Origin of the sequence: Nocardia sp. NPDC058519 (genome assembly GCF_042719755.1) — a bacterium.
Lineage (GTDB): Bacteria > Actinomycetota > Actinomycetes > Mycobacteriales > Mycobacteriaceae > Nocardia.
Genome location: NZ_JBHXNK010000028.1, coordinates 1 through 24,495, shown reverse-complemented (window position 1 = coordinate 24,495; position 24,495 = coordinate 1). Strand labels below are relative to the sequence as shown.

Below are 24,495 nucleotides of genomic sequence, written 5' to 3'. Positions count from 1 at the left end.
TGGCTCGTCGATGAGCATGGTGACGTGGCAAAGAACCGAGCGATCGTCATGCTGTCGACCAGCCATTCCTGCGTGGATATCTATCAGGGCGCGGTGGCCGCACTCGTCCCGTTCTTCGTCGCGGAGCACGCCTACAGCTATGCCGCGGTCTCGGGCATCGTGCTCGCCGCGTCACTGCTGTCCTCGGTGGCCCAGCCGGTGTTCGGCCTGCTCACCGACCGCTGGGCGATGCCGTGGCTCCTGCCGGTCAGCACGATCCTGGCCGGACTCGGCATCGCGCTGAGCGGACTGAGCGGCTCCTACGCCCTGACCCTGGCGTTCGTGGCGGTGTCCGGGATCGGGGTGGCCGCCTACCACCCCGAGTCCGCCCGCGTCGCGCGGCTCGTCAGCCAGGGCAGTCACAGCGCGATGGGCTGGTTCGCCCTCGGCGGCAATCTCGGATTCGCGGCGGCGCCGCTGATGGTCACCGTCGTCGTCGCCGCAGGCGGCCTGCACCTCTCGCCCCTGCTGATGGTGCCTGCGCTGGCAGGCAGCGTCCTGTGCCTGCCGGTCCTGCGCGCAGTGCGCAAGTCAGCTCTCGGTGGCGACGGCGACACTGTCGGCACCAACATCGATGACAAGGCATCGTTCGTGAAACTGTCGCTGGCCGTGGCCTTTCGGTCCATCGCCTTCGTCGGCCTGAGCACCTTCATCGCGCTGTACGCCCAGCAACGAATGGGCGGCAACGTAACAGCAGGCACCACGGCACTGTTCGTGCTCTACCTCGGCGGCGCGGTGGGCTCGGTGCTGGGCGGCAGCCTGGCCGGCCGCTGGGATCGGGTTACCGTCGCCGGCTGGTCCTACCTGTGCACCGTCGCCGCCATCGCGGGGATCGTGTTCGTACCCGGCCCCGCGCTGTACATGTTCATCGCGCTCGCCTCCGTGGGGCTGTACATCCCCTTCTCCCTGCACGTCACCCTCGGCCAGGACTACCTGCCCACGCGCGTGGGCACCGCCGCCGGGATCACCCTCGGACTGACGGTCAGCGTCGGCGGCCTGGCCACGCCCGTCATCGGCAGCATCGCCGACGCGACCTCCCTGCGAACCGCTCTGACACCGCTGATCCTGATGCCCGCTCTGAGCTGGCTGCTGCTGCGCACATTGCCCGAACCCGTTCCGAGCCGACCACGCGGCGGTCGACCTCGTAGTTCAGCCGACGATCCAGTTGTCAGTCGAAGACGATGACCTGACGAAGCGCCGCGCCGGCCGCGAGATCGTCCATCGCCTGGTTCACCTGGTCGAGGCCGATACGGGCCGAGACGAGCCGCTCCAACGGCAGCTTGCCCTCTCGCCACATCCGCACGTATTCGGGAATGTCACGGGCGGGGACCGCGGACCCGAGGTAGCTGCCGATGATGGTGCGACCCTGCGCGACCAAGGCCAGCGGTGAGATCGTGGCGGTGGCAGTGGGCGCCGGCAGGCCGACTGTCACGGTGACGCCACCGGGTGCCGTTGCGGCGACAGCGGTTTCGAACGCGCGCACGTTGCCCGCCGCTTCGACCACCACGTCCGCCACCACGCCTTGCTCGGCGACCTCGCCCGGTGTGCAGGCCACCGTCGCACCGAATTCGCGTGCGAGCGAGAGCTTTTCGGGCACGGTATCGACGGCGATCACCTCACCGAGGCCGAGCGAGACCGCGACGAGCACGGCCGCCATCCCCACCCCGCCGAGCCCGACCACCATGATCCGGTCTCCCGCAACGGGTTTCGCCGCATTGAGCAGCGCACCGCCGCCGGTGAGCACCGCGCAACCGAGCACCGCCGCCACCTCGGGCGGCACATCGTCGTCGACCGGCACCACCGAACGCCGGTCCACCACCGCGTGCGTGGCGAAGCCGGAGACTCCGAGGTGGTGCTGCACCGGCTCGCCGTCGCGGGTGAGCCGCCGCCCGCCGCCGAGCAGCTCGCCCGCGTTGTTGGCCACACTGCCCGGACCGCACGGCGTGCGCCCGTTGCTCGCGCAGCCAGGGCAGTCACCGCAGCGCGGCAGGAACGTCATCACGACCCGCTGCCCGAGCGTCACATCGTCGACACCGGCGCCCACCGACTCGACGATGCCCGCGGCTTCGTGGCCGAGCAGCATCGGTACCGGCCGCACCCGATTGCCGTCCACCACCGACAGATCCGAATGGCACAGCCCGGCCGCTTCGATTCGCACCAGCAATTCGCCCGGACCCGGTTCGGCCAATTCGAGGTCGCACACGGTGATCGGCTGCGAATCGGCGAACGGTGCCGGGTCGGCGATCCGTTCCAGAACGGCTCCACGAATCTTCATGCTCGCGACGCTACCGCGAGAGCCCTTTACAGGTTCCGGGATCTGTCGCTAACCTCGATCTCGGTGATGGTGCTCCTGTTGGCCGCCTCGTACCGAGCCCAGGGTCGGTGCCATCACGAAACAAGGAGAAATCCCCTGTCAGTGCAGTTCAATCACACCATTGTCGGATGTCACGATAATCGGGAGACCGCCGAGTTCTGGGCGGACATCCTCGGGTTGGACATAGGAAAAGAGTGGGGGCCGTTCATTCCGATCGCCCTCGATCACGGCGCGGCCTTCGATTTCGCCAAGGTTCCGCCGTTCGTTTCCGAGATCCAGCCACAGCACTACGCGTTCCTGGTCTCGGAGGCGGAGTTCGATGCGGCCTACGCCAAGATCCAGCGCTACAAGCTGGACCATTGGGCCGACCCCCAGAAACACGGGGTCAACGAGATCAATCACAACGACGGCGGTCGCGGCGTCTATTTCCTCGACCCCAACGGCCACTTCCTGGAACTGATCACCGTTCCGTACGGCGGCTGGCCCGAGTAGTCACAGCAGGCCGGTCCCTTCCGGGACCGGCCTGTCGGCGATTACGCGCGTTTCGCGGCTGCGCGGGTGCCGCGCAGACCCAGCAGCGCGGCGCCGACACACGCCACCGAGACGCCCACGATGAACCACGGGAACACCGTCGTGAGTCCCCAGGTCGTCGCCGCCCAGCCCGCTGCCAGCGTCGGCAATGCCATCGCCGAATAGGCCAGCAGGTAGAAGGCCGACATGGTCTCGCCACGGCGATGCGGCGGAACGACTCGGACAGGTGCCGCAGCGACCCACCGAAACCGAGACCGAAGGTGGCGCCGAGCACCAGACCCGCGAGGACCACTACCGCGGGCTCTTTCGTGGCCAGCGCCGGAATGGTCGCGAGAAGTGCCGCCGCCATACCGAGGTCGCCGATCACCGCGGCGCGACGGGCCGGAACACGGGTGGCCAGCAACTGCGCCAACGCGCCTGCCAGCGCGGTGCTCGCGACGACGACGCCACCGAACACCAGGTTGTGCACGCCGGTTTCGGCCGCGGCCAGCGACGGATACAGCGACAGCAGCACACCCAGCACCGACCAAGCGGCCATCACGCCGATCGCGGAGAACCAGAAGTCGGCCCTGATCTCGTGCGGCACAGACGGTTTCGAGATAGTGATGCGTGCTTTCACCCGAGCGGTGTGCGGTTCACGAAGGGCGAGAATGCCGGCCGCCGCGGCCACACAGACGACTGTGATCACCACATACGGCGTGCGCAACGGCGACGGCGCGTACTGCGCGAGCACCGCGGTGCCGAGAACAGCGATCGCGATGCCGACGTTGAACGCCACCCCGCTGAGCTGCCCGGAGCGCGCACCACGCTCGGGCCGCAGATCCAGCAGCGCCGCGGCGCCCGCGACGACGGTGGCTCCGACGGCCGCGCCGTGCAATGCCCTGGCCAGCAACAACATCGGCACCGAATCGGCGAGCAGGAAGACGACCAGCCCTGCAATCATGGTCGCGAAGGCGCCGATCATCACCGGCTTGCGGCCGACCACGTCGGAGATCCGCCCGGAGACCAGCACCGCGCCGAGCGCCGCGAAGGCATAGACGGCGAAGACCATGGTCGTGGTCAGCGGCGACAGATGCCACTCGGTCTCATAGATCCCGTAGAGCGGGGCGGGCGCCCCGGAAACCCCGAGCGCCACCGCACTCGCGGCCAGGACGAGCCCGTACGCCCAGCGCTGCCCGGCCTCGACCGGCGCCATCGTTGTCGCTGCCACAGCAGCCCCCATCAGCAGAGTTTGATAACCATCGAACGAGCCTCAGGCTACGCCGAGTATGATGAGTATCAAACCCCCGAGTGAGGTAACTCATGACACAGGCTAAAGATCTACCCCCGGCGCCGACCATGCCCGTCGCCGCGCTGCCCACCGTCCTCGGCGCCCTGCACGACCCTGTCCGCCTGGAAATGGTCCGGCGCCTGAGCAACGCGGCCGCCCCTATCCGCTGCGCGGCCCTCTACGACGCGATCAACAAGTCCACCGCGACCCACCACTTCAAGATCCTGCGCGAAGCGGGCCTGATCGAGCGCCTGACCATCGACGGCCAGACCTTCCAGAACCTGCGTACCGACGCCATCGAGCACGCCCTCCCCGGCCTGCTCCCCTCGATCGTCGACGCCGCCAACCAAGCCGATGCCGCGCCTGCTCGCTAGCGTTCGGTCGGGGGTGGTGGCGCCGTCGCGCTCGGTAGTGGCCGGATCGGCGTCTGCAACAGCCGACTCGGGATCGTGGGTAGCGGTCGCCGCGTGGTCGTCGGTGTCGCCGGGGCCTCCACCAGTTCTCGACCGCGTACCTCGCCGCTGACGATCTCGCCGCCGCTCCACCACACAGCGACACCCGACCCCACCAGCGGCACCGCGATGAACAGCGAGATCAGCGCGATCCCCCAGGTGTGGCGGAACGCGCGCCGGTCGAGCCAGACGGTGATCGCCGCCTCGATCAGGAGGGTGACGAGCACGATGCCGAACACCGCGGCCAGCGCGCCGAACACCGCGGGCTGGCGCGCCCATCCCCGCACGAACCCCGCGACGACGACCAGCGGCAGCACGCACACGCCGAGCGCGACGACCTGGATACCGGCGAAGTCGAGACCGTCGTCGGGATCCGGATCATCGAGACCACGCCGCATCCACGCCGTGAACAGCAGCACATGCCCGACGGCCGCGCCGAGGGCACCGAGCACCAGCAGGACGCACCCCACCCGCACCAGCCCGGCGAATTCCGACCGCATCACGATCGCGCCCAGGTCCACGATCAGCCCCGACATCGCCAGCGCGGCGAGCGCGAACAACACCCGAGCCCGCAGCACCCTGGCCCGCAGATAACCCGGCGGTAGTTGCCTGCGCAGCTTGCGAAACACCCCGTACCAGGCGAGCGGCAGCGCCGCGAACATCATCGGGGAGAGCACTCGCAACACGATCGGCGGCGCCCACATCGCCACGGCCGCATAGCAACCCGCGAACACCCAGACCCACGCCGCCAGTCGGAGCAGTGCCCGCCAGTGCACTTCGGCGAGCAAGCGCCGCGCCCTGGTATCGGTCGGCGCGTTCGCGAGCAGGCCGCGCAGGGTCGCGACGGCGGCGTTGCGGCCACCGTCGAAGCCGGCGAACTCCGCCCGCGCCTGCATGCGGAGCAGGTCGACGTGCAGGGGGTCGATCGCCAACCCCGCGGTGACGTGATGCCGCCCGGCTTCGGGATCGCCGAGCCGCTGATAGGTCTCGGCCGCCGAGCAGTGGACGTTGGCGTCGTTGGGCTCCAGCGCGACCGCTTCGACCAGTGCCGCGCGCGCCCGGTCCTTGTCCTTGCGTGGGCCGCTGGTGTGCAGCAAGGCCAGCAACAGCAGTGTCGCCGCGTCGTGGGGTCGAAGCCTGGCCGCGGTGTAGCCGTGTTCGAGCGCCAGGTCCCACTCCTCGCGCATCGAGTACGCCATCGCCACCAGGACGTGCGCGCGGTCGGAATCGGGATCGGCGAGCAGCGCTTGTCCGGCGAAGCACAGCGCGTCGTCGTACTCGTCCAGGTCATAGGCGATGTCCGCCAGTGCGACCAGCACCCGCGGATCGTCGGGTGCCTCCAGCAACGCCGTCCCGAGAATCCGCCGCGCCTCCTCGATCCGCCCGATCTCCTGGGCCACGCGAGCCCGCTCGAGCGCCACCTGCACCGGCATGACCGATCCCCTCCCCCTGTGCGATATCCGAGTGCACAGTACCGGCCGGGAATCGCCGAAGCCGAGCGTGCGACCGCTCAGGATCGCGACAAGGCCGAATTACTCAGCGTTCGACGAGCTTTCGTACCGAGGCGGGCAGATCGCGGGTGCGCTGGTACGGGCCCGACACCGCCGCACCGTAGGGACGGGCGAGCAGCGTGCGGGCGATGTCGCTGACTTCCTCGGTGGTGACGGCGTCGATGCGGGCCAGGGTCGCCGACACACTGCGGTGGTTGCCGTAGCTGAGTTCGCTGCGGCCGATGCGGTTCATGCGGGAGGCCGAGTCCTCTAGACCGAGAACCAGTCCGCCGCGCAAAGAGCCCTTGGCCCTGGCACATTCGGCGTCGGTGACACCGTTGACCGCGATCTCGTCGAGCACGTCACGCGCCAACGTTGTTACCTGGCCGAGGTTTTCGGGCTGGCAGCCGAGCGAGACCGAGAACGCGCCGGTGTCGGCGAAGGTGTCGACGCTCGAGTACACCGAGTAGGCCAGGCCGCGTTCTTCCCGGATGCGTTGGAACAGACGGGAACTCAGGCCTCCGCCGACGATGGTGTTGAGGATCGACAGCGGCCAGCGCTGCTGGCCTTCGTGCCTGCCGAACGCCCGCACACCGAAGGCGAGGTGGGTCTGTTCACTGTCGCGATTGATCCTGATCAGCCCGGGTGCGCCCTGCGCGCGGAACTTGCCCTCGCGACGCGGCGCGGGTTCGGCGGCGGTGTCGAGGTGCGGCCCGAACGCGCGGTGCACCAGTTCCACGACGCGCTCGTGCTCCACATTGCCCGCTACCGCGACCACCATGCGCTCGGGCCGGTAGCGGCGCTGATGGAAGCCGCGCAGCTGGGCGGCCTGCATGTTCTCGATGGATTCGACGCTGCCGATCACCGGGCGCCCGATGGGGTGGTCGCCGAACATGGCGGTGAGGAAGGAGTCGGCGACCAGGTCTTCGGGGTCGTCGTCGCGCATCGCGATCTCTTCCAGGACCACCTGGCGCTCCACGTCGACGTCGACCGCGCGGCACAGACCGTTGAGCACCACATCGGAGACCAGGTCGACCGCCAGTGGCAGGTCCTCGTCGATGACGTGGGCGTAGTAGCAGGTCTGTTCCTTGGCGGTGAACGCGTTGAGTTCGCCGCCGACCGCGTCCATGGACTGCGCGATGTCGAGGGCGGTACGCGTCGGCGTCGCCTTGAACAGCAGGTGTTCGAGGAAGTGCGCGGCGCCCGCCACGGTGGGGCCCTCGTCGCGCGAACCGACGCCTACCCACACCCCGATGGAGGCGGAGCGCACGCCGGGCACGTGTTCGGTGACCACCCGCAGACCACCGGGTAGCACGGTGCGGCGCACCCCACCGTCGGTGGAGACATCATCAGCGGATTCGGTATTCGACTCGGTCAACTTCGGCTCTGTCACCCGATCCCCAATTGCGGCGTCTACATCGGACGCGGTATCCGATTCTGTCAGCTTCGGCTTCGTCACCCGATCCTCGATAGCGGCGTCCACATCGGGCGCGGTATCCGATTCGGTCAACTTCGACGTCGTCACCCGATCCCACCGGACGGCTGTTCTGGCATGGTTCCTCAACCTCTCGAATGGGAGCTGGCGACGTGCGCGAAATGCCTCACTACGCAGGCAGCAGGCACGAAGGCCGACTCCGCGATTCTATGCGCCCATCGCCCCCGCCCGTGCATCGGCCCTCGTCGCCGGGTCCTCGCTCGCGAACCCGCGGGCACCGGATCCGCGCCCGTCGAGGACCTGCGCGATCCGGGCCAGCGCCGCCTCGCCCGCCATCGCCCAGTGCGTGGCGTCGATGCCGTGCCGGTGCACTGTGCCCTCGACAGCGGTGGCCCAGCTCGCCGCGCCCCGCGATCCGCTGGGGTCGTCGATGGTGGCGGCGAAGTAGTCGAGGTCGCCGTCGAAGCGACGCGGGCGGTAGTCGTCGACCATCCGCATCGAGGCGGTGGCGGCGTCGATGATGCGGGCGATGCGGGCGCGGTCGAGTGCGGCCAGTGGTCCGCCGATGCCCGCGGCCGCGGCGGCGAGGCCGTCGGTGTCGAAGGCGAGATCGGCACCGGCGAGGCCGCCGAGCAGGTCGCCGACGGTGGGCATCGGGGTCTGTTCGGGTCCGTCGCCGAGCCAGCTGTCCATCATGGCCAGCTGTGCCACCTGCTCGCCGTCGGCTTGCAGGTCGGTGGCGACGGCGTGGGCCAGTAGCCCACCCAGCGACCAGCCGAGCAGGTGATACGGACCCTGCGGCTGCACTGCTCGGATGGCGGCGATGTAGCGCTGCGCCCAGGCATCGATGGTGAGGGGCAGCGGTTCGTCGGCGGTGAGGGCAGGCGACTGCAACCCGTAGATCGGGCGCTGCGGGTCGAGGTGGCGGGTCAGTCCGGCGAACGACCAGGACACACCGCCCACGGGGTGGATGCAGAACAGTGGTGCGCCGGTGCCGCCCGCACGCAGCGGTAGCAGTACCGCGAACGCGTCGTCGCTCGAATCGTCTTCGGCGCGTAACCGTTCCACGACGACGGCGGGAGTGGGGTCGGTGAAGAACCACGCCACCGGCACCGTGCCGCCCAGCGCGTCACTCAGTCGCGAGGACAGCTGGACCGCGGTGAGGGAGTTGCCCCCGAGGTCGAAGAAGTTGTCGTCCATGCCGATTCGATCCAGTCCGAGCACCCGGGCGAACGCGCCCGCCACGAGTCGCTCGGTCTCGGTGATCGGTGCCCGATAGGTCGCTTGGCGAAGTTCCGGGCGCGGGAGGGCGCCGCGGTCGAGTTTGCCGGAGGCGTTGACCGGCAACGCGTCCAGCTCGAGCACCACCGCGGGCACCAGGTAGCCGGGCAGTTCCGCGGCCAGCGCCGAGCGCAGTGCCGCCGCATCGAGGAACGAACCACCCCGCGCCACAACGGTATCGGCGCTGGTACCGGCAGCGTCGACAACAGCGTCACCGGCACCACCCGCCGCATCGGTGCCGACAGCATCGAACGCCTTGCCGCGCGACGCGACCACGTAGGCGACGAGCCGATCCGCGCCGACACCGGATACCACGGCGGCCGCCGCCTGCGCGACCCCCGGCTGCCGCTGGAGCGCGGCCTCGACTTCGCCCAGTTCGATGCGCTGACCGTTGAGCTTCACCTGCAGATCGGCCCGACCCACGTATTCCAGTGCGGGCGTGCCGCTTGCCCGCAGGCGCACGAGGTCACCGGTGCGGTACAGCCGCGCACCGGGCGCGCCGAACGGATCCGGCACGAACCGCTCGGCGGTGAGCTCGGCCGCCCCGATGTACCCGTGCGCAAGCTGCGCACCACCGACATACAGCTCGCCGGTGACACCGGGCACCACGGGTCGCAGCCGCGCATCGAGCACATAGAGCCCGGTGTTCCACACCGGCGCACCGATCGGCACGGTGACGAGGTCGTCGTCGGTCACCACGTGACTGCTCACCTGCACCGCGGTCTCGGTGGGCCCGTACAGGTTCACCACCTCCGCGCCGGTCAACGCCCGCACCTGCTGAGCCAGTGCCGCGGGCAGGGCCTCGCCACCCGCGAACACCCGCCGCAGCGACCCGCTCGCGATGCCGTCGGGCTCGGCGACATAGGCCGCGAGCAGGGTCGGCGCGAATTGCACTGTGTCGATGCGGTGTTCGGTGATCAGCTCGGCCAGGTAGGCCGGATCGCCGTGGCCGCCGGGGCGGGCGATCACCGTCCGGGCACCCACCCGCTGCGGCAGCAACAGTTCCCAGATCGAGGCGTCGAAGGTCGTCGGTGTCTTGTGCAGCACGGTGTCGCCGGCGGCGAACTCGAAACGCTGTGCCAGCCAGTCGAGTTGGTTGACGATCGCGCGGTGCGATACACCGACACCCTTGGGCAGGCCGGTCGATCCGGACGTGAAGATCACGTACGCGGTGTGCTCGGGCAGTAGCGGCTGCACGCGCTCGGCGTCGGTGATCGGCCCCGCCGGGTAGGCAGTGAGGTCCACCGTGTCGAGGGAAACCGCGTCGAGCCCGCGCAGCGGGAGCTCGGTGCCGTCGCGGCCGGTGGTGAGCACGCACGCCGGTTGCGCGATCCGCAGGATGCGGGCGACGCGCTCGGCCGGATGGTCGGGATCCACCGGCACATAGGTGCCACCCGCCGCCAGCACCGCGTACACCCCGACGAGCAGCTCTGTCGACCGGCGCACGGCCACGGCCACCGCGGAGTCCGGCCCCACCCCGTGTTCGATCAGATGACGGGCGAGCCGGTTCACCCGCGCCGCGAACTCGGCGTAGGTGAGAACCGTGTCACCGTCGACGAGCGCGGGGGCGTCCGGTGTCGCAGCGACCTGGCGATCGAACGCTGTGGGCAGAACGTCGGCACGCCGGGTGACGTCCGGCAGTGTCATCTCGCTCGGCGCTGCGGCGACTCTGCGGTCGGACTCCGCTGAGCCGCGAGCGCTCTCGATGAGGGCGTCGGCTGTCACTGCGATCCGTGCACCGGCCGTGTCGGAGATCCGACCCGGATGCGCGGTGTCGCACCAGCTGTCGAGCATCCGATGGTCGTCGTCGGTGAGCAGGTCGACATCGCCGACCGATTCCTCCGGGTTCGCCGTCACCGCGTCGAGCATCCGCACGTAGCCGTCGGCGATGCGGGTGGCCGTCTCGGCGTCGAACAGATCGGTGGCGTAGGTCAGGCTCACCGCGCAGCCACCGTCGGTGGTGCCGGTGAGTACCAGGTCCAGGTCGAACTTGGCGATGGCGGCGTCGGCTTCCAGTCCGGTCACGGTGAGGTCGGGCAGGACCACCTCGACCGGGCTCGCGGCCAGGTTCTGGAAGGCCAGCATCACCTGGAACAGTGGGCTGTGCGCGGCGGAGCGGTTCGGGTCGAGCACGTCGACGAGCCGCTCGAACGGCACCTCCGCATGCTCGAAGGCATCCAGGTCCACCCGCCTGGCCTCGCGCAGCAGCGCGGCGAACGAGGCGGCAGGGTCGACACCGGTTCGCAGCACCAGCGTGTTGACGAACATGCCGACGAGATCGTCGAGTGCCTGCTCACCGCGACCCGCCACCGGGGTGCCGATCGCGATGTCGCCGGTGCCGCTCAGCCGTGCGAGCAACGCGGCCAGCGCGGCGTGGGCGACCATGAACTCGCTGACGTCGCTGCGACGGGCCAACTGCCCCACCCGCTGCCAAACAGACTGCGGCACAACAATGTCGACACTCGCGCCACGATGCGATGCGACAGCCGGACGTGGCCGGTCGACGGGGAGTTCGAGCAGCCCGGCCAGCCCGGCCAGTTCGCCGCGCCAGAATCGCAGCTGCCGTGCGGCGACCGATTCCGCGTCGTCCTCACTGCCCAGCACCGCACGCTGCCACAGCGTGTAGTCGGCGTACTGGACTTCCAGTGGCGCCCAGCCGGGTTCGGTGCCCGCACGACGGGCGAGGTAGGCGGCGGTGGTGTCGCGCAGCAGCGGCCCGGCGGAGAATCCGTCGGCGCTGATGTGATGGATCACCACGACCAGCACGACTTCGTCGGTGGCACAGCGCAGTACGCGCACCCGCACGGGCGGTGCGACGGTGACATCGAATCCACGCCCGATCTCGGCCGCGACGATCGCCGGTACCGCGATCGGATCGACGGTCTCCACCACCGGCGCAGGCACGAACTCCCACACCGTCTGGTGCCCGATCCCGTCGATCGCGGGGTAGGCCGTGCGCAGCACCTCGTGCCGGTCGAGCACATCGGTGACCGCGGCGGCCAGCGCACCGGCGTCGACATCGCCGGTGAGCCGCACCGCGATCGGGATGTTGTAGGCGGCGGACGCGGGATCGAGGCGGTTGAGCAGCCACATGCGCTGCTGGGCCGCCGACAGGGGAATCCGCGCCGGTCGTTCGCCCGACATCAGCGCGATCCCCGCGCCACTGCCTGCCCGGCCGTCGAGCACCGCGGCCAGGTCGACCACGGTGGTCGCTTCGAACAGGGTCCGCACCGGCACCCGGGTCGACAATGCCGCGCCGAGTCGGGCCGCGACCCTGGTCGCGACGAGCGAGTTGCCGCCGAGTTCGAAGAAGTCGTCGTCGAGCCCCACCTGCTCACGCCCGAGTACCGCGCCGAACACCTCGGCCACCGCCCGTTGCGCCGCGCTGACCGGGGCCCGGAACGGCCTTGCCACGAATTCCGGTGTGGGCAAGGCTTTCCGGTCGAGCTTGCCGGAGGTGTTGAGCGGGAACGCGTCGAGCACGACGATCACCGACGGCACCATGTACGACGGCAACACCGCGCCCACGGCAGACCGCAGGGCAGCCGGGTCCAGCTGGGCGCCCGGCGTCGGCACCGCGTAACCGACGAGCCGATCACCGGTCGCGCTCGGCGAGACCACCGCCGCCGCTTGACTGACCCCGTCCAGCCCCTGCAACGCGGTCTCGATCTCGCCGAGCTCGATGCGCTGACCACGGAACTTCACCTGGAAGTCGATGCGTGCCAGGTAGACGAGCACGCCGTCGCGAGTCCAGCGCACGAGGTCGCCGGTGCGGTACATGCGGGCACCCGCCGTGCGGGACCCCGCGAACGGGTCGGCGACGAAGCGATCCGCCGACAGGTCGGGTCGGCCGAGGTAGCCGCGCGCCAACTGCGCACCGGCCAGGTACAGCTCACCGGCGACGCCTGGCGCCACCGGCCGCAACCGCTCGTCGAGCACATAGACCCTGGTGTTCCACTCGGGCCGACCGATCGGCACTGTCTGCCCGGTCGCGCCGTCGGCAGGCCAGGCGGTCACCGATACGGCGGCCTCGGTGGGCCCGTACAGGTTGTGCACGGCCGCAGCCGATTTCACCCGCAGCGCCGCCACCGTCTCCGGGGTGAGCGCCTCGCCGATCGCGAAGACCAGCCGCAGGCTCCGCAGCTGATCGGCGTCGGCGTGCGCGGCGAACATCGCCAGCATCGACGGCACGAAGTCGACGACGGTGATCTGCTGCGCGGCAACCAGTTCCGCCAGATACAGCGGGTCACGGTGCCCGTCGGGTGTGGCGAGCACGAGGGTCGCCCCGGCGGCGAGCGGAGCGAAGAAGCCCCACACCGACAGATCGAAACCGGCCGCCGACTTCTGCAGGTACACGTCGTCGCCGTCGAGACCGTACTGCTCGATCAGCCAGGCGATCTGATTGCGAATCCCGGCATGGCTCATCGCCACACCCTTGGGCTTGCCCGTCGAGCCGGACGTGAACAGCACGTAGGCGAGGTTCGAATCCCGCAGCGGCGCAAGACGTTCGCCGTCGGCGACCGGGTGATCGGCATAGCCGTCGGTGTCGAGGTCGTCCACTGTGACAATCCGCGGGTTCGAGCCGGCGGCCGCGAGGACGCCCCCGGCTGAGTTGTCGAAGCTCACCCCCGCCGATGCGCCGGATCCGACGACCGCAGCAGCGGCGAACTGGTCCCGAATCGTGGTCAGTACGAGGTGGGTACGGGCGGTGTCGAGGACCTGCGCGATACGTTCGGCGGGGTGGTCGGGGTCGACGGGCACGTAGGCACCACCGGCGGTGAGGACCGCGTACATCGCGACGACGAGGTCGATCGAACGCCGCATCGCCAGGGCGACGAGGACATCGGGGCCGACGCCCTCCGCGATCAGATGACGGGCGAGCCGGTTCACCCGCGCGCCGAAGGCGGCGTAGGTCAGTTCCGTGCCGTCGAACACGAGCGCGGTCGCAGCCGGATGGGTCGCCACCTGAGCCTGGAAGGGCGTGAGCAGCGTCTCGGTGCGGTCGATTTCATGGGCGGTGGCATTCCACTGCTCGAGAATGCGGTGCCGCTCGGCGGGCTCGAGCACATCCAGGGAATCCAGCGCAGTGTGCGGTGCGGCGGCGACGGCGGTGAGCAGCCGTTCCAGACGGGCACCGATCGTCGTGGCGGTCTCGATGTCGAAAACGTCGTGCGCGAAGGTGAGTACGCCCGTGACACCGGCGGCGGTCCCGTCGGTCGCGTACTCGTCGCTGACGATGAGGTGCAGATCGAATTGCGACAGTTCGTTCTCGGTGTCGAGCCCCGACACGGTGATCCCGGGCAGCGCCAGTTCGGCCCGCTCGAAGTTCTGGAACGAGAAGCCGACCTGGAACAGCGGGTGCCGGGCGGTGGAGCGGGCCGGATCGAGCACCTCGACGAGGCGTTCGAACGGCACCTCGGCATTGGCGTACACCGCGAGGTCGGTCGCACGCTGGCGAATCAGCAACTGCCGGAACGACTCTCCCGCCCGCAGGCGGGTACGGAAGACCAGTGTATTGACGAACATGCCGATCAAGTCTTCGAGCGCGGCCTCGCCACGCCCGGCAACCGGTGTGCCGACGGTGATATCGGCGCTGCCCGAGAGTCGCCCGAGCAGGGCGGCGAACGCGGTGTGCACGACCATGAACAGCGTGGCCCCGGATTCCCGAGCCAGCGCGCTGAGTCGGGCGTGCGTATCCGCGTCGAGTGTCACCGGCACGGTCCCACCGGCGAGATCGCGCACCGTCGGGCGTGGGCGATCCAGCGGCAATGCCAGCTCATCGGGCAGATCGGCGAGTTCGCCGCGCCAGAAGTCGAGCTGGCGGGCGGCCATCGAGTCCGGGTCGGCTTCGTCGCCGAGCACGGCGCGCTGCCACAGCGCGTAGTCGGCGTACTGCACCGGCAGCGGCGTCCACCGCGGTGCCGCACCGTCGCGGCGTGCGAGGTAGGCCGTCATCAGGTCACGCACCAGCGGCGGCATCGACGAACCGTCGGCGCTGATGTGGTGCACCACCATGGCCAGCACCGCCTCGTCGGCGCTGATCCGGTACAGCACCACCTGCCACGGCACACCCGCGGTGACATCGAAGGTGGTGGCGGCCAGCGCCGTCACCGCCGCCAGGATCTCGGCCGCGTCGACATCGCGAACCCGCAGTGCGACACCGGCTTCGGCGGCGGACAGGATCCGTTGCTCCGGTCCGGCGGCGGTCTCGGGGTAGAAGGTTCGCAGCACTTCGTGGCGACCGATGAGATCGTCCACCGCGGCGGCGAGCGCGTCCAGGTCGAGCACACCGCTGAGCCGCACCGCGATCGGCACGTTGTACCCGGCCGAATCCGGATCGAATCGATTGAGGAACCACATGCGCTGCTGGGCGGGCGAGAGCGGAAGCGAAGCAGGCCGCTCCCCCGCCACCAGCGCCAGTCGCGCCGCACCGGCCTCGGCATCGAGCGCGGCGGCCAACGCGGAAACTACCGGCGTCTCGAAGATCCGCGCCACGGGCACCTGTCGATCCAGCGCGGCCCCGAGGCGCGCGGCGACCCGGGTCGCGATCAGCGAGTTGCCGCCCAGATCGAAGAAGTCGTCATCGGCACCGACCGGTTCGACGCCGAGGACCTCGGCGACAACCCCCGCCACCAGAAGCTCCGACGGTGTGGCCGGGGCCCGGAATGCGCGAGCGACCAGCTCCGGTGCGGGCAGAGCGCGTCGATCGAGCTTGCCGGAAGCGTTCACAGGGAACTCACTGAGCACGACGAACGCGCTCGGCACCATGTAGGCCGGGAGAGCTTGCTGCAATGCGGCTTTCACCACATCGAGGTCAACCACCGGAACCGAACCGGCGACGCTGTGAGCGCGTTCGGCGACGGCAGCACCGTCGGACGACGCGGCAGCATCGCCCACCGGCGCCAGACCGACAACTAGGGCGTCTCGGGCCGCGCGAGTCGCCATCGCCTCGGATGCGTCGATCGACCCACCCTCCCGGATCCGCTGCGCGGGAACGAGGTACACGGTGAGGTAGTCACCGGTGCCGTCGTCGCGGACGGTGACCACGGCACGTTCAACGGTGTCGAGTCCGGCGAGTACGGCTTCGATTTCGCCGAGCTCGATGCGCAGGCCGCGCAGTTTCACCTGGAAGTCGGTGCGGCCCAGGTATTCCAGTTCACCCGAGCGGGTGCGGACCACGAGGTCGCCGGTGCGGTACATGCGGTCGCCGGGAGCGCCGAGCGGGTTCGCGACGAAGCGGTCGGCGGACAGGTCGGGGCGGCCGAGGTACCCGCGCGCCAGCTGTACGCCGGCCAGGTACAGCTCACCCGGTGTGCCGACAGGAACGGGGCGCAGGCGCGCGTCCAGCACGTGCAGGGCGGTGTTGGCGACCGGGGCGCCGATCGGCACCGTGGCGATATCGGCGTCGGTGACCTCGTGGAAGCTGACGTCGACAGCGGCCTCGGTGGGTCCGTACAGGTTGTGCACGGCGACACCGGGGATCAGCGCGCGCAGGCGCTGGGCATCGGCGGCGGGCAGAGCCTCACCGGACGCGAACACCTGCCGCAGCGAAACACACTCGGCGGCGAGCGGTTCGGCGAGGAAGGCCGCCAGCATCGACGGCACGAAGTGGGCGACGCCGACTCCGGTGCGGGTGATGAGCTCGGCCAGGTACGCCGGGTCGCGGTGCCCGTCGGGACGAGCGATCACCAGGGTGGCGCCGATCTGCAAGGGCCAGAACAGTTCCCACACCGAGACGTCGAAGGTGATCGGCGTTTTGTGCAGCACGATGCCGGCGGCGTCGAGCCGGTAGGCATCCTGCATCCAGACCAGGCGGTTGACAATCGCGGTGTGGGTAACCGCGACGCCCTTGGGCTTACCCGTCGAGCCGGAGGTGAACAGCACATACGCCAGATCGGCGCCGCGCAGCGGCCGGATCCGATCGGCATCGGTCACCGGGTCAGCGGCGAACCCGGACAGGTCGAGCGAGGCGGGCTCGACAGTGCGCGTCGTGTCGGGCAGGGCTGGGCTCGAGCCGGTTTCAGGGAAGTCGGCGGCGGCCAGCACGCAGACGGGAGCCGCGGTCGCCAGGACATCGGCGATCCGGTCGGCCGGATGGTCGGGATCCAGCGGCAGGTACGCGGCGCCCGCGGCCTGCACGGCGTAGATGGCAACCAGCAGATCGATGCCACGCCGCAGCCCGACACCGACGACCGCGCCGGGTCCGACCTGCTCGGCGATCAGCCACCGAGCCAGGCGGGCGACACGAACCGCGAACTCGCCGTAGGTGATCCGCTGTCCCTCGAACTCGAGGGCAATCGCGTCGGGGGTGCGCGCGGCCCGCGCCGCGAACAACGAGACCAGCGTGGCGTCGGTGTCGAGCGCAGCCGCGGTGTCGTTCCACGCCGTGAGCTGCGCGGCCTCGGCGGCATCGAGCAACTCGATCTCACCGACCGCGACGGTGTCATCGGCGACAACAGCCTTAAGCACCCGCACGAACCGCGCACCGAACGAAGCCACCGTGTCGGCGTCGAACAGATCGGTGGCATAGCGCAGCCACCCGCGCATTCCGGGTTCCCCTGCGGCACCGACGATCTCATTGATCGCCAGGGACAGATCGAACTGGGTTGTCGCTGCCGGCAGCGCGAACTCGTCGATCCGCAACCCGGGCAGTTCGATGGTGGTGTCCTCGCGATGCTCGAACGCCAGCATCACCTGCGCGATCGGCGAATACGACGTGGAGCGAACCGGATTCAGCTCGTCGACCAGCCGCTCGAACGGCAGATCGGCATTCGCGAAGGCCCGCAGATCGGCCGCCCGCACCTCGGCGAGCAGCTCACCGAACCCGGCACCGGCATCGACCGCCGTCCGCAATACGAGGGTGTTGACGAACATGCCGACGAGATCGTCGAGCGCGGCATCGGCCCGCCCGGCGACCGGCGTGCCGACGAGAACGTCCGCACCGGCACCTTGACGAGACAGCAGCACCGCGAACGCCGCGTGCACCACCATGAACGTGGACACCCCGTGTCGGCGAGCCAGCGCCTCGATCCCCGCGACGACATCGGCGGGCACATCGAACCCGACAGCCCCACCCACACCCGTGCGTACCGGTGGCCGGGGCCGGTCCGTGGCCAGTTCGAGAACCGGTGCGATCCCGGCCAATTCGTGACGCCAGTGCGCCAACTGCCGCGCCAGCCGCGACTCCGGGTCACTCGCATCGCCGAGCGCGGCATGCTGCCAGAGGGTGAAGTCCGGATACTGCACCGGCAACGGCTCCCACGCCGGTGCGATCCCCGCGGCGCGCGCGGCGTAGGCAGCGATCAGGTCACGTGCCAGCGGCGTCGTCGACACACCGTCGGCGGCGATGTGATGCACCGCGAGCACCAGCACATGCTCGGTCTCGTGCGAACCCGCACAAGCCACAGCAGCGGGACGCGAAACAGCACCGCCCACCGCCTCATCGGATCGGCGGTCCGCAGCTGCGACCCGCGCCTGGCGACGCAGCAGCGCGGCGCGCAGCGGGGGCTGGCTGGTCAGGTCGTAACCCTCGCCGATGATGGTCCGCACGGTGTCGGCCAGATCGGCCTCGGCGATCTCGCGCACGACGGTGGCGGGCAATACCGCCTCGACGGGCAGGACGACCTGGGTCGGGCCGTCGGCGTCTTCTGGAAAGACGGTGCGCAGTGATTCGTGCCGGTCGAGGACATCGGCGAGCGCCGCCCACAGGGCAGCGGTGTCGAGGTCGCCGGTCAGGCGCAGGGCGATCGGCAGGGTGTAGACGGCCGATTCGGGATCGATCCGGTTCAGCAGCCACAGGCGAGTCTGCGCCAGCGACAGCGGGATTCGATCCGGGCGCGGTTCCACGACGGTCAGCGGCGGCAACTGTTCGAGGCCGGTGCCCGCCCGCTCGGCGAGTCCGGCGACGGTCGGTGCGTCGAACACATCCCGCACGTCCAGCGCACTGCCGAGGGCCGCGTTGGCTCGGGCGACGAGCCGCATAGCGAGCAGCGAATTGCCACCGACGGCGAAGAAGTCGTCGTTGGCACCGATGCGCGCCACCCCGAGCAGTTCACCGATCACGCCGGCCAGAGCGGTCTGCGCACCCGGTCGCGGCGCCACGTATTCGGTGGTGGTGGACAGGTCGGCGGCCGGTAGCGCGGCCCGGTCGAGTTTGCCCGCGGAGTTGAGCGGAACAGTGTCGAGCACGACCAGGTGCGAGGGCACCATGTACGCGGGCACCCGGCCGGCGACGTGCGCGCGCACTGCCACGCTGTCGACCTCGCCCGCGACGTACCCGACCAGACACTGCCGCCCGGCATCGTCGATGGCGGGCAGCACAGTCGCGTGGGTGACGCCGGGTGCGTCGCCGAGCGCGGCCTCGATCTCACCCAGCTCGATCCGCAGGCCACGGATCTTCACCTGGAAGTCGTTGCGGCCCAGGTAAATCAGCGCACCCGTCCGATCGCGGCGAACGAGGTCGCCCGTGCGGTACATGCGGGCACCGTCGGCCCCGAACGGATCGGCGACGAAGCGGTCGGCGGTCAGGTCGGGCCTGCCGAGATAGCCGCGGGCCAGCTGGTCACCCGCGAGATACAGCTCTCCCGCCACACCGCCGGGCACCGGGTGCAGGCGCTCGTCGAGGACGTAGGCGCGCACGTTCCAGGTGGGCCTGCCGATGGGCAGCTCGGTCTGCTCGACCGGCGCCGTGATCCGCTGGAAAGTACTGGTGATCGCCACTTCGGTCGGGCCATAGGTGTTGTGCAGCTCGCCGGGGATCGCGGCGAGCACGGTAGCAGCCAGCGGGGCGGGCAGTTCCTCGCCGCCCACGTGCAGCATCCGCAGCCCACTCAGCGCGTCACCGAGCCCTTCGGCCAGCATCGCGGCCAGCACCGACGGCACGATCTCCATGATGGTGACGCCCTGCTCACGCACCACCCGCGCCTGATACGCCAGGTCGAGGTGACCGCCTGGACGCAGCAGCACCAGCGGGGCACCGAGCAGGGCGGGAGCCAGCAGTTCCCAGAGCGAGACGTCGAAGGTGAGCGGCGCGCGCTGCAGGAAACGGTCCGCTGCTGTCATGTTGTATTCGCCACGCAGCCAGCAGATTTCATTGACGACGGCGCGATGCGAGATGAGCACACCCTTCGGTGTGCCGGTGGAGCCGGAGGTGAACAGCACATACGCCGGGTGCTCGGGGTGCAGCGGCGCAAGGCGTTCGGCATCGGTGAGCGGAGCTCCGGTGACGGTGCCGCGCACCGATTCCTCGAGCTGGGCGACGGTGAGCACCGGGAAACCGGAGCGCGACGCGGCAGCGAAATGCACTGAGGCCGTGGCGGATCGGATGCCGCTGTCCACATGGTCGAGGTCTCCGGCGGACGCGACAACGACGAGTCGCGGCGTAGCGGTCGCCAGCACCTGCCCGATGCGTTCGGCGGGCTGGCCCGCGTCGATCGGCACGTACACGCCACCGGCGGCGAGCACACCGTGCAGCACCACCAGCAGTTCGATGCTGCGCGGAACGGCGACGGCCACCGGTGTTTCCGGGCCGACTCCGCATTCGATCAACCGGCGGGCGAACCGGTTGGCCCTGGCGGCGAGCGCCCCGTAGGTGATCTCGACACCTTCGAATACCGCCGCGACCGCCTGCGGAGCACGCGCGGCCGCCGCATCGAGCAGGTGCGCCGCGAGTGGGGCGCGCACGCCCAGCTCAGTCAGTGCACCCTCGAGTGCGACCACATCGCCGTGGGGACCCACCGGCAGCGTGATCTCGTCGGTGTCCGCGAGCAGGGCGAGGTCACCGACAGCGGTGCCGGGCGCCGTGACCGCGTCCCGCAGCACCCGCTCGAGCATCCCCACCATCGTCGCGACGGTCTCGGCGTCGAAAAGATCGGTGGCGTAGCGCAGTTCGAGGTCGAGGCCGTCGGGCGCACCGTCGGGCGCGAAACGGTCGACGAAGGTGAAGTCCAGATCCACTTCGATCGGCGCGTCCGGCAGCGCCAGCCCCGACAGGGTGAGACCGGGCAGCTCGAACGCGGTCCTGCGCTGGTTCTGCAGTGCGAGCGAGATCTGATACAGCGGCGAATAACCCTGTGACCGAGCCGGATTCAGCGCGTCGACCAGGCTTTCGAACGGCACATCGGCATTGTCGAAGGCATCGAGATCATCCGCGCGGACCTCGTCGAGCAGATCGCCGAAGCGGGTATCGGCGCGGACCCGCGCACGCAGCACCAGCGTGTTGACGAACATGCCGACGATGTCGTCGAGCTCACGATGGCCGCGACCGGCCACGGGTGTACCGACAACGATGTCGGCACCGGCCGAGAGCCGTGCCAGCAGCACCGAAAGGCCCGCGTGCAGCACCATGAACGGGGTGGCGCGGTGCGCACGAGCCAACTCCTCGATCCCGCGATGCAGGTCGGCACCGAGGGCGGTGATGAAGGTGGCGCCCCGGTTGGAGGCGATCAGCGGCCTGCGCCGGTCGGCGGGCAGCGTCAAGACATCGGGCAAGCCCGCGAGCCGGTGGGTCCAGTACCCGAGCTGGCGGGCCAGCGGTGCGTCCGGGTCGTCGGCACTGCCGAGTCCTTCGGTCTGCCAGAGCGCGTAGTCGGCGTAGTGCACGGCCAGCGCGGGCAGCCGCGGTGGCGCACCCGCCACGCGGGCGGCGTAGGCGGTGACCAGATCGCGGGTCAGCGGGCCCATCGACCAGCCGTCGGCCGCGATGTGGTGCACCACGAGCACCAACACGTGTTCGGTCGCCGCCACCCGGAGCAGTGCGGCGCGCACCGGCACCTCGGTGGTGATATCGAAACCACCGGCGAGGACTGCGACCACCGCCGCGGGCACGTCATCGGCGTCGACATCGGCAACAGCGAGGTCGGGCACGAACGGTGATCCGACGAGCTGCGTTGCCTGCCCGTCGAATTCGGGATAGGTGGTGCGCAAGGTCTCGTGCCGGGCGATCAGGTCACCCAGCGCACCGCGCAGCGCGTCCGGGTCGAGTTCGCCGCTGAGCCGGATCGCGACCGGAATGTGGTAGGCGGCGGAGTCCGGGGCGAAGCGGTGCAGGAACCACATCCGCTGCTGCGCGGGCGAGAGCGGAATCCGCTGCGGGCGTTGACCTGCCACGGGTCCACGCCTGCTGCCGGTGCCGCGTAGCGCGTCCAGCCGCACAGCGAGTCCATCGACGGTGCTCGCCTCGAACAGCTCCCGCACCGGGACCCGCGCGTCCAGCGCGGCACCGAGCCGCGCCGCCACCTGGGTCGCCAGCAGGGAGTTGCCCCCGAGTGCGAAGAAATCGTCGCCCGCGCCGACCCGGTCCAGGTCGAGCACCCCGGCGAAGGTCGCTGCAACGACCCTCTCGGTGGCGGTGGTGGGCTCCCGATAGTCGAGCTGCCGCGATTCCGGCGCGGGCAGTGCGCGGCGATCGAGCTTGCCGGAAGCATTGACGGGCAACTCGTCGAGGAAGACGTAGGCGCCCGGAACCATGTAGGAGGGCAGGGTCGCGGCGATTGCGGAGTCGAGGTCGGCGGGGGCGGGGACCGCCGAAGCGGCCGGCCCCGAAACAGTTGGCGCGACATCGCTCGCACGAACCGCATCGGCTGCATCGGAATCGGTGCCGCCGACCGTGGTGGCGATGTCGACCTCGGGTGCGACAGCACGGACGACATAGGCGACGAGCTGGTCGGGCCTGCCTTCGTCCGAGCGGACCAGGACGGCGACACGGCTGACGCCCGGAACGGAGGCGATCGCGGCTTCGATCTCGGCGGGCTCGATGCGCAGTCCGCGCAGCTTCACCTGGAAGTCGGTACGGCCCAGGTAGTGCAGCGCCGGGCCGTCGGGTCCCGTGCGCCAGGCGACGAGGTCGCCGGTGCGGTACAGGCGTTCGCCCGTGCCGAAGGGGTCGGCGACGAAGCGTTCGGCGGTGAGGTCGGTGCGGCCGTGGTAGCCGTCGGCGAGCTGCGCGCCCGCCACATACAGCTCACCCGGGACACCCGCGGGCACGGAATGCAGGCGCGAATCCAGCACGTACACACGGGTATCGGCGACAGGCACACCGATCGGCACCGTGGCACTGCGCTCATCACCGACCTCGTGCGTGGTGACCTGGATGGCGGTTTCGGTGGGGCCGTACAGGTTGACCACGGTCGCCCCGGTGCTCATGCGCACCCGCCGCGCCAGGTCGGCCGTCAGCGCTTCACCACCCGCGAACACCAATCGCAGCGAATCCGCCTGCGCGGAAGCCGGTTCCGCCACGACGGCGGCGAGTACCGAGGGCACATACTGGACAACGCTCACCCGATGCCGCACGGTGGCTGCCGCCAGGTACGCCGGGTCGCGATGCCCGTCGGCGGTGGCGAGCACCAGCCGCGCACCGACCTGCAACGGCCACAGCAGTTCCCACACCGAAGCGTCGAAGGTGAACGGTGTCTTCTGCAGCACCACATCGTCGACACCGAGCGGGTATTCCCGCTGCAACCACAGCAACTGGTTCACCGCGGCCTTGTGCGGCACGGCCACGCCCTTCGGCCTGCCGGTGGAACCCGACGTGAACAGCACGTACGCGAGGTGCTCGGGGCGCAGCGGTGCCACCCGCTCGTCATCGGTGATCGGATCGCCGGACAGTCCCGACAGGTCGAGCGTGTCGACCTCCAGCACCGAATCCCCGTCGGCCACACCACTGCCAGCCGATGTCAGCACACAGACTGGTGCCGTCTGCCCCAGCACGTCAGCGGTCCGCTCGACCGGATGATCCGGATCGACGGGCACATACGCAGCACCGGCCGCAAGCACCGCATGCACCGCGACCAGCTGCTCCACACCACGGCGCATCGCCACCGCGACCAGCGAGCCCGGACCCGCCCCGAGCCCGATCAGATGGCGGGCCAGCCGTGCGACACGACCACCGAACTCCGCGTACGAAAGCTCCACTGCTGCCATGGAATCGACAGCGGCACGCAGCATCTCGGGCACTGCACTCCCGGCGCGGTGTGCGGCGATGGCATCGGCCGCGGTGGGGTCGGTGTCGACGACCACGGCGATCGCGTCGGGCGTTGCGGCAGCTCGGTCAGCGAGAAGCGAGGCGAGAGTCGCGGCGTGGTCGGTCTCGGCGGCGGTGTCGTTCCACGTGGTCAGGATGTGGGTCTGCTCGGCGGCGTCGAGGAAGTCGAGGTCGCCGACAGCGCGTGCCGGGTCGGCGAGGACGGCTGTGAGGATGCGGTCCAAGCGGGTACCGAAAGTGGCGATGGTGGTGGCGTCGAACAGGTCGGTGGCGTAGAGGAAGGCGCCGGAAATGCCGGTGGGAGTGCCGTTGTCGTCGCGGTGTTCGGTGAGAGTGAGCTCCAGGTCGAACTTGGCGACACCGGTGGGCAGGTCGAAACCGGCGACGGTGAGGCCGGGGAGCGCGAGTGCGCTCCGGGTGTCCTCGTCGAGGGACAGCATCACCTGGAACAGGGGGTTGCGGGCGGTGGAGCGAACCGGATCGAGGACCTCGACAAGGCGCTCGAACGGCACGTCGGCGTGGCCGAAGGCGGCGAGGTCCTTCTCGCGGACCTGGGCGATCAGTTCGATGAACGAAGTCGCGGGTGTCACCTCCGTGCGCAGGACGAGGGTGTTGACGAACATGCCGACGAGATCATCGAGCGCGCGCTCACCACGCCCCGACACCGGCGTGCCGATCGCGATGTCGGTGGTCGCCGACAGCC

7 protein-coding genes and 1 pseudogene are annotated in these 24,495 nt (G+C 69.9%); 3 read left to right on the top strand and 5 right to left on the bottom strand.

Features of this window, described 5'->3' with window-relative positions; genetic code table 11:
- Positions 1–24 precede the first annotated feature (24 nt).
- Positions 25–1,224: an MFS transporter gene (locus ACFWPK_RS26365; protein WP_378920142.1), complete on the top strand. Its 1,200-nt coding sequence runs from the start codon at positions 25–27 to the stop codon at positions 1,222–1,224.
- Here the strand turns inward: ACFWPK_RS26365 and ACFWPK_RS26360 are convergent.
- A complete protein-coding gene (locus tag ACFWPK_RS26360) occupies positions 1,208–2,314 on the bottom strand; it encodes an alcohol dehydrogenase catalytic domain-containing protein (RefSeq protein ID WP_378920140.1) in 1,107 nt (368 codons plus the stop codon). The genes ACFWPK_RS26365 and ACFWPK_RS26360 overlap by 17 nt on opposite strands.
- 135 nt (positions 2,315–2,449) lie before the next feature.
- Between ACFWPK_RS26360 and ACFWPK_RS26355 the strand changes: the two genes are divergently transcribed.
- Positions 2,450–2,845 (top strand): VOC family protein, encoded by a 396-nt coding sequence (locus tag ACFWPK_RS26355; protein WP_378920278.1) that lies wholly within the window; start codon positions 2,450–2,452, stop codon positions 2,843–2,845.
- A gap of 41 nt (positions 2,846–2,886) precedes the next feature.
- Here ACFWPK_RS26355 and ACFWPK_RS26350 read toward each other — a convergent pair.
- Positions 2,887–4,079, bottom strand: a pseudogene (locus ACFWPK_RS26350) (MFS transporter).
- A 107-nt stretch (positions 4,080–4,186) separates the two neighbouring features.
- Between ACFWPK_RS26350 and ACFWPK_RS26345 the strand changes: the two are divergent.
- Positions 4,187–4,528, top strand: a complete 342-nt coding sequence (locus ACFWPK_RS26345; RefSeq protein ID WP_378920138.1) for an ArsR/SmtB family transcription factor — start codon at positions 4,187–4,189, stop codon at positions 4,526–4,528.
- Here ACFWPK_RS26345 and ACFWPK_RS26340 read toward each other — a convergent pair.
- From ACFWPK_RS26340 to ACFWPK_RS26330, 3 genes are all read right to left on the bottom strand, one after another.
- Complete coding sequence (locus ACFWPK_RS26340) at positions 4,525–6,039, bottom strand: tetratricopeptide repeat protein (RefSeq protein WP_378920136.1); 1,515 nt, start codon at positions 6,037–6,039, stop codon at positions 4,525–4,527. The genes ACFWPK_RS26345 and ACFWPK_RS26340 overlap by 4 nt on opposite strands.
- A 103-nt stretch (positions 6,040–6,142) precedes the next feature.
- The gene (locus tag ACFWPK_RS26335; RefSeq protein ID WP_378920276.1) at positions 6,143–7,474 is read right to left on the bottom strand and encodes a M16 family metallopeptidase; all 1,332 of its coding nucleotides are present in this window, start codon (positions 7,472–7,474) and stop codon (positions 6,143–6,145) included.
- 264 nt (positions 7,475–7,738) lie between these two features.
- Positions 7,739–24,495, bottom strand: a 16,757-nt coding sequence (locus tag ACFWPK_RS26330) for a non-ribosomal peptide synthase/polyketide synthase (protein WP_378920134.1), incomplete at its 5' end; no start/stop codon positions are given.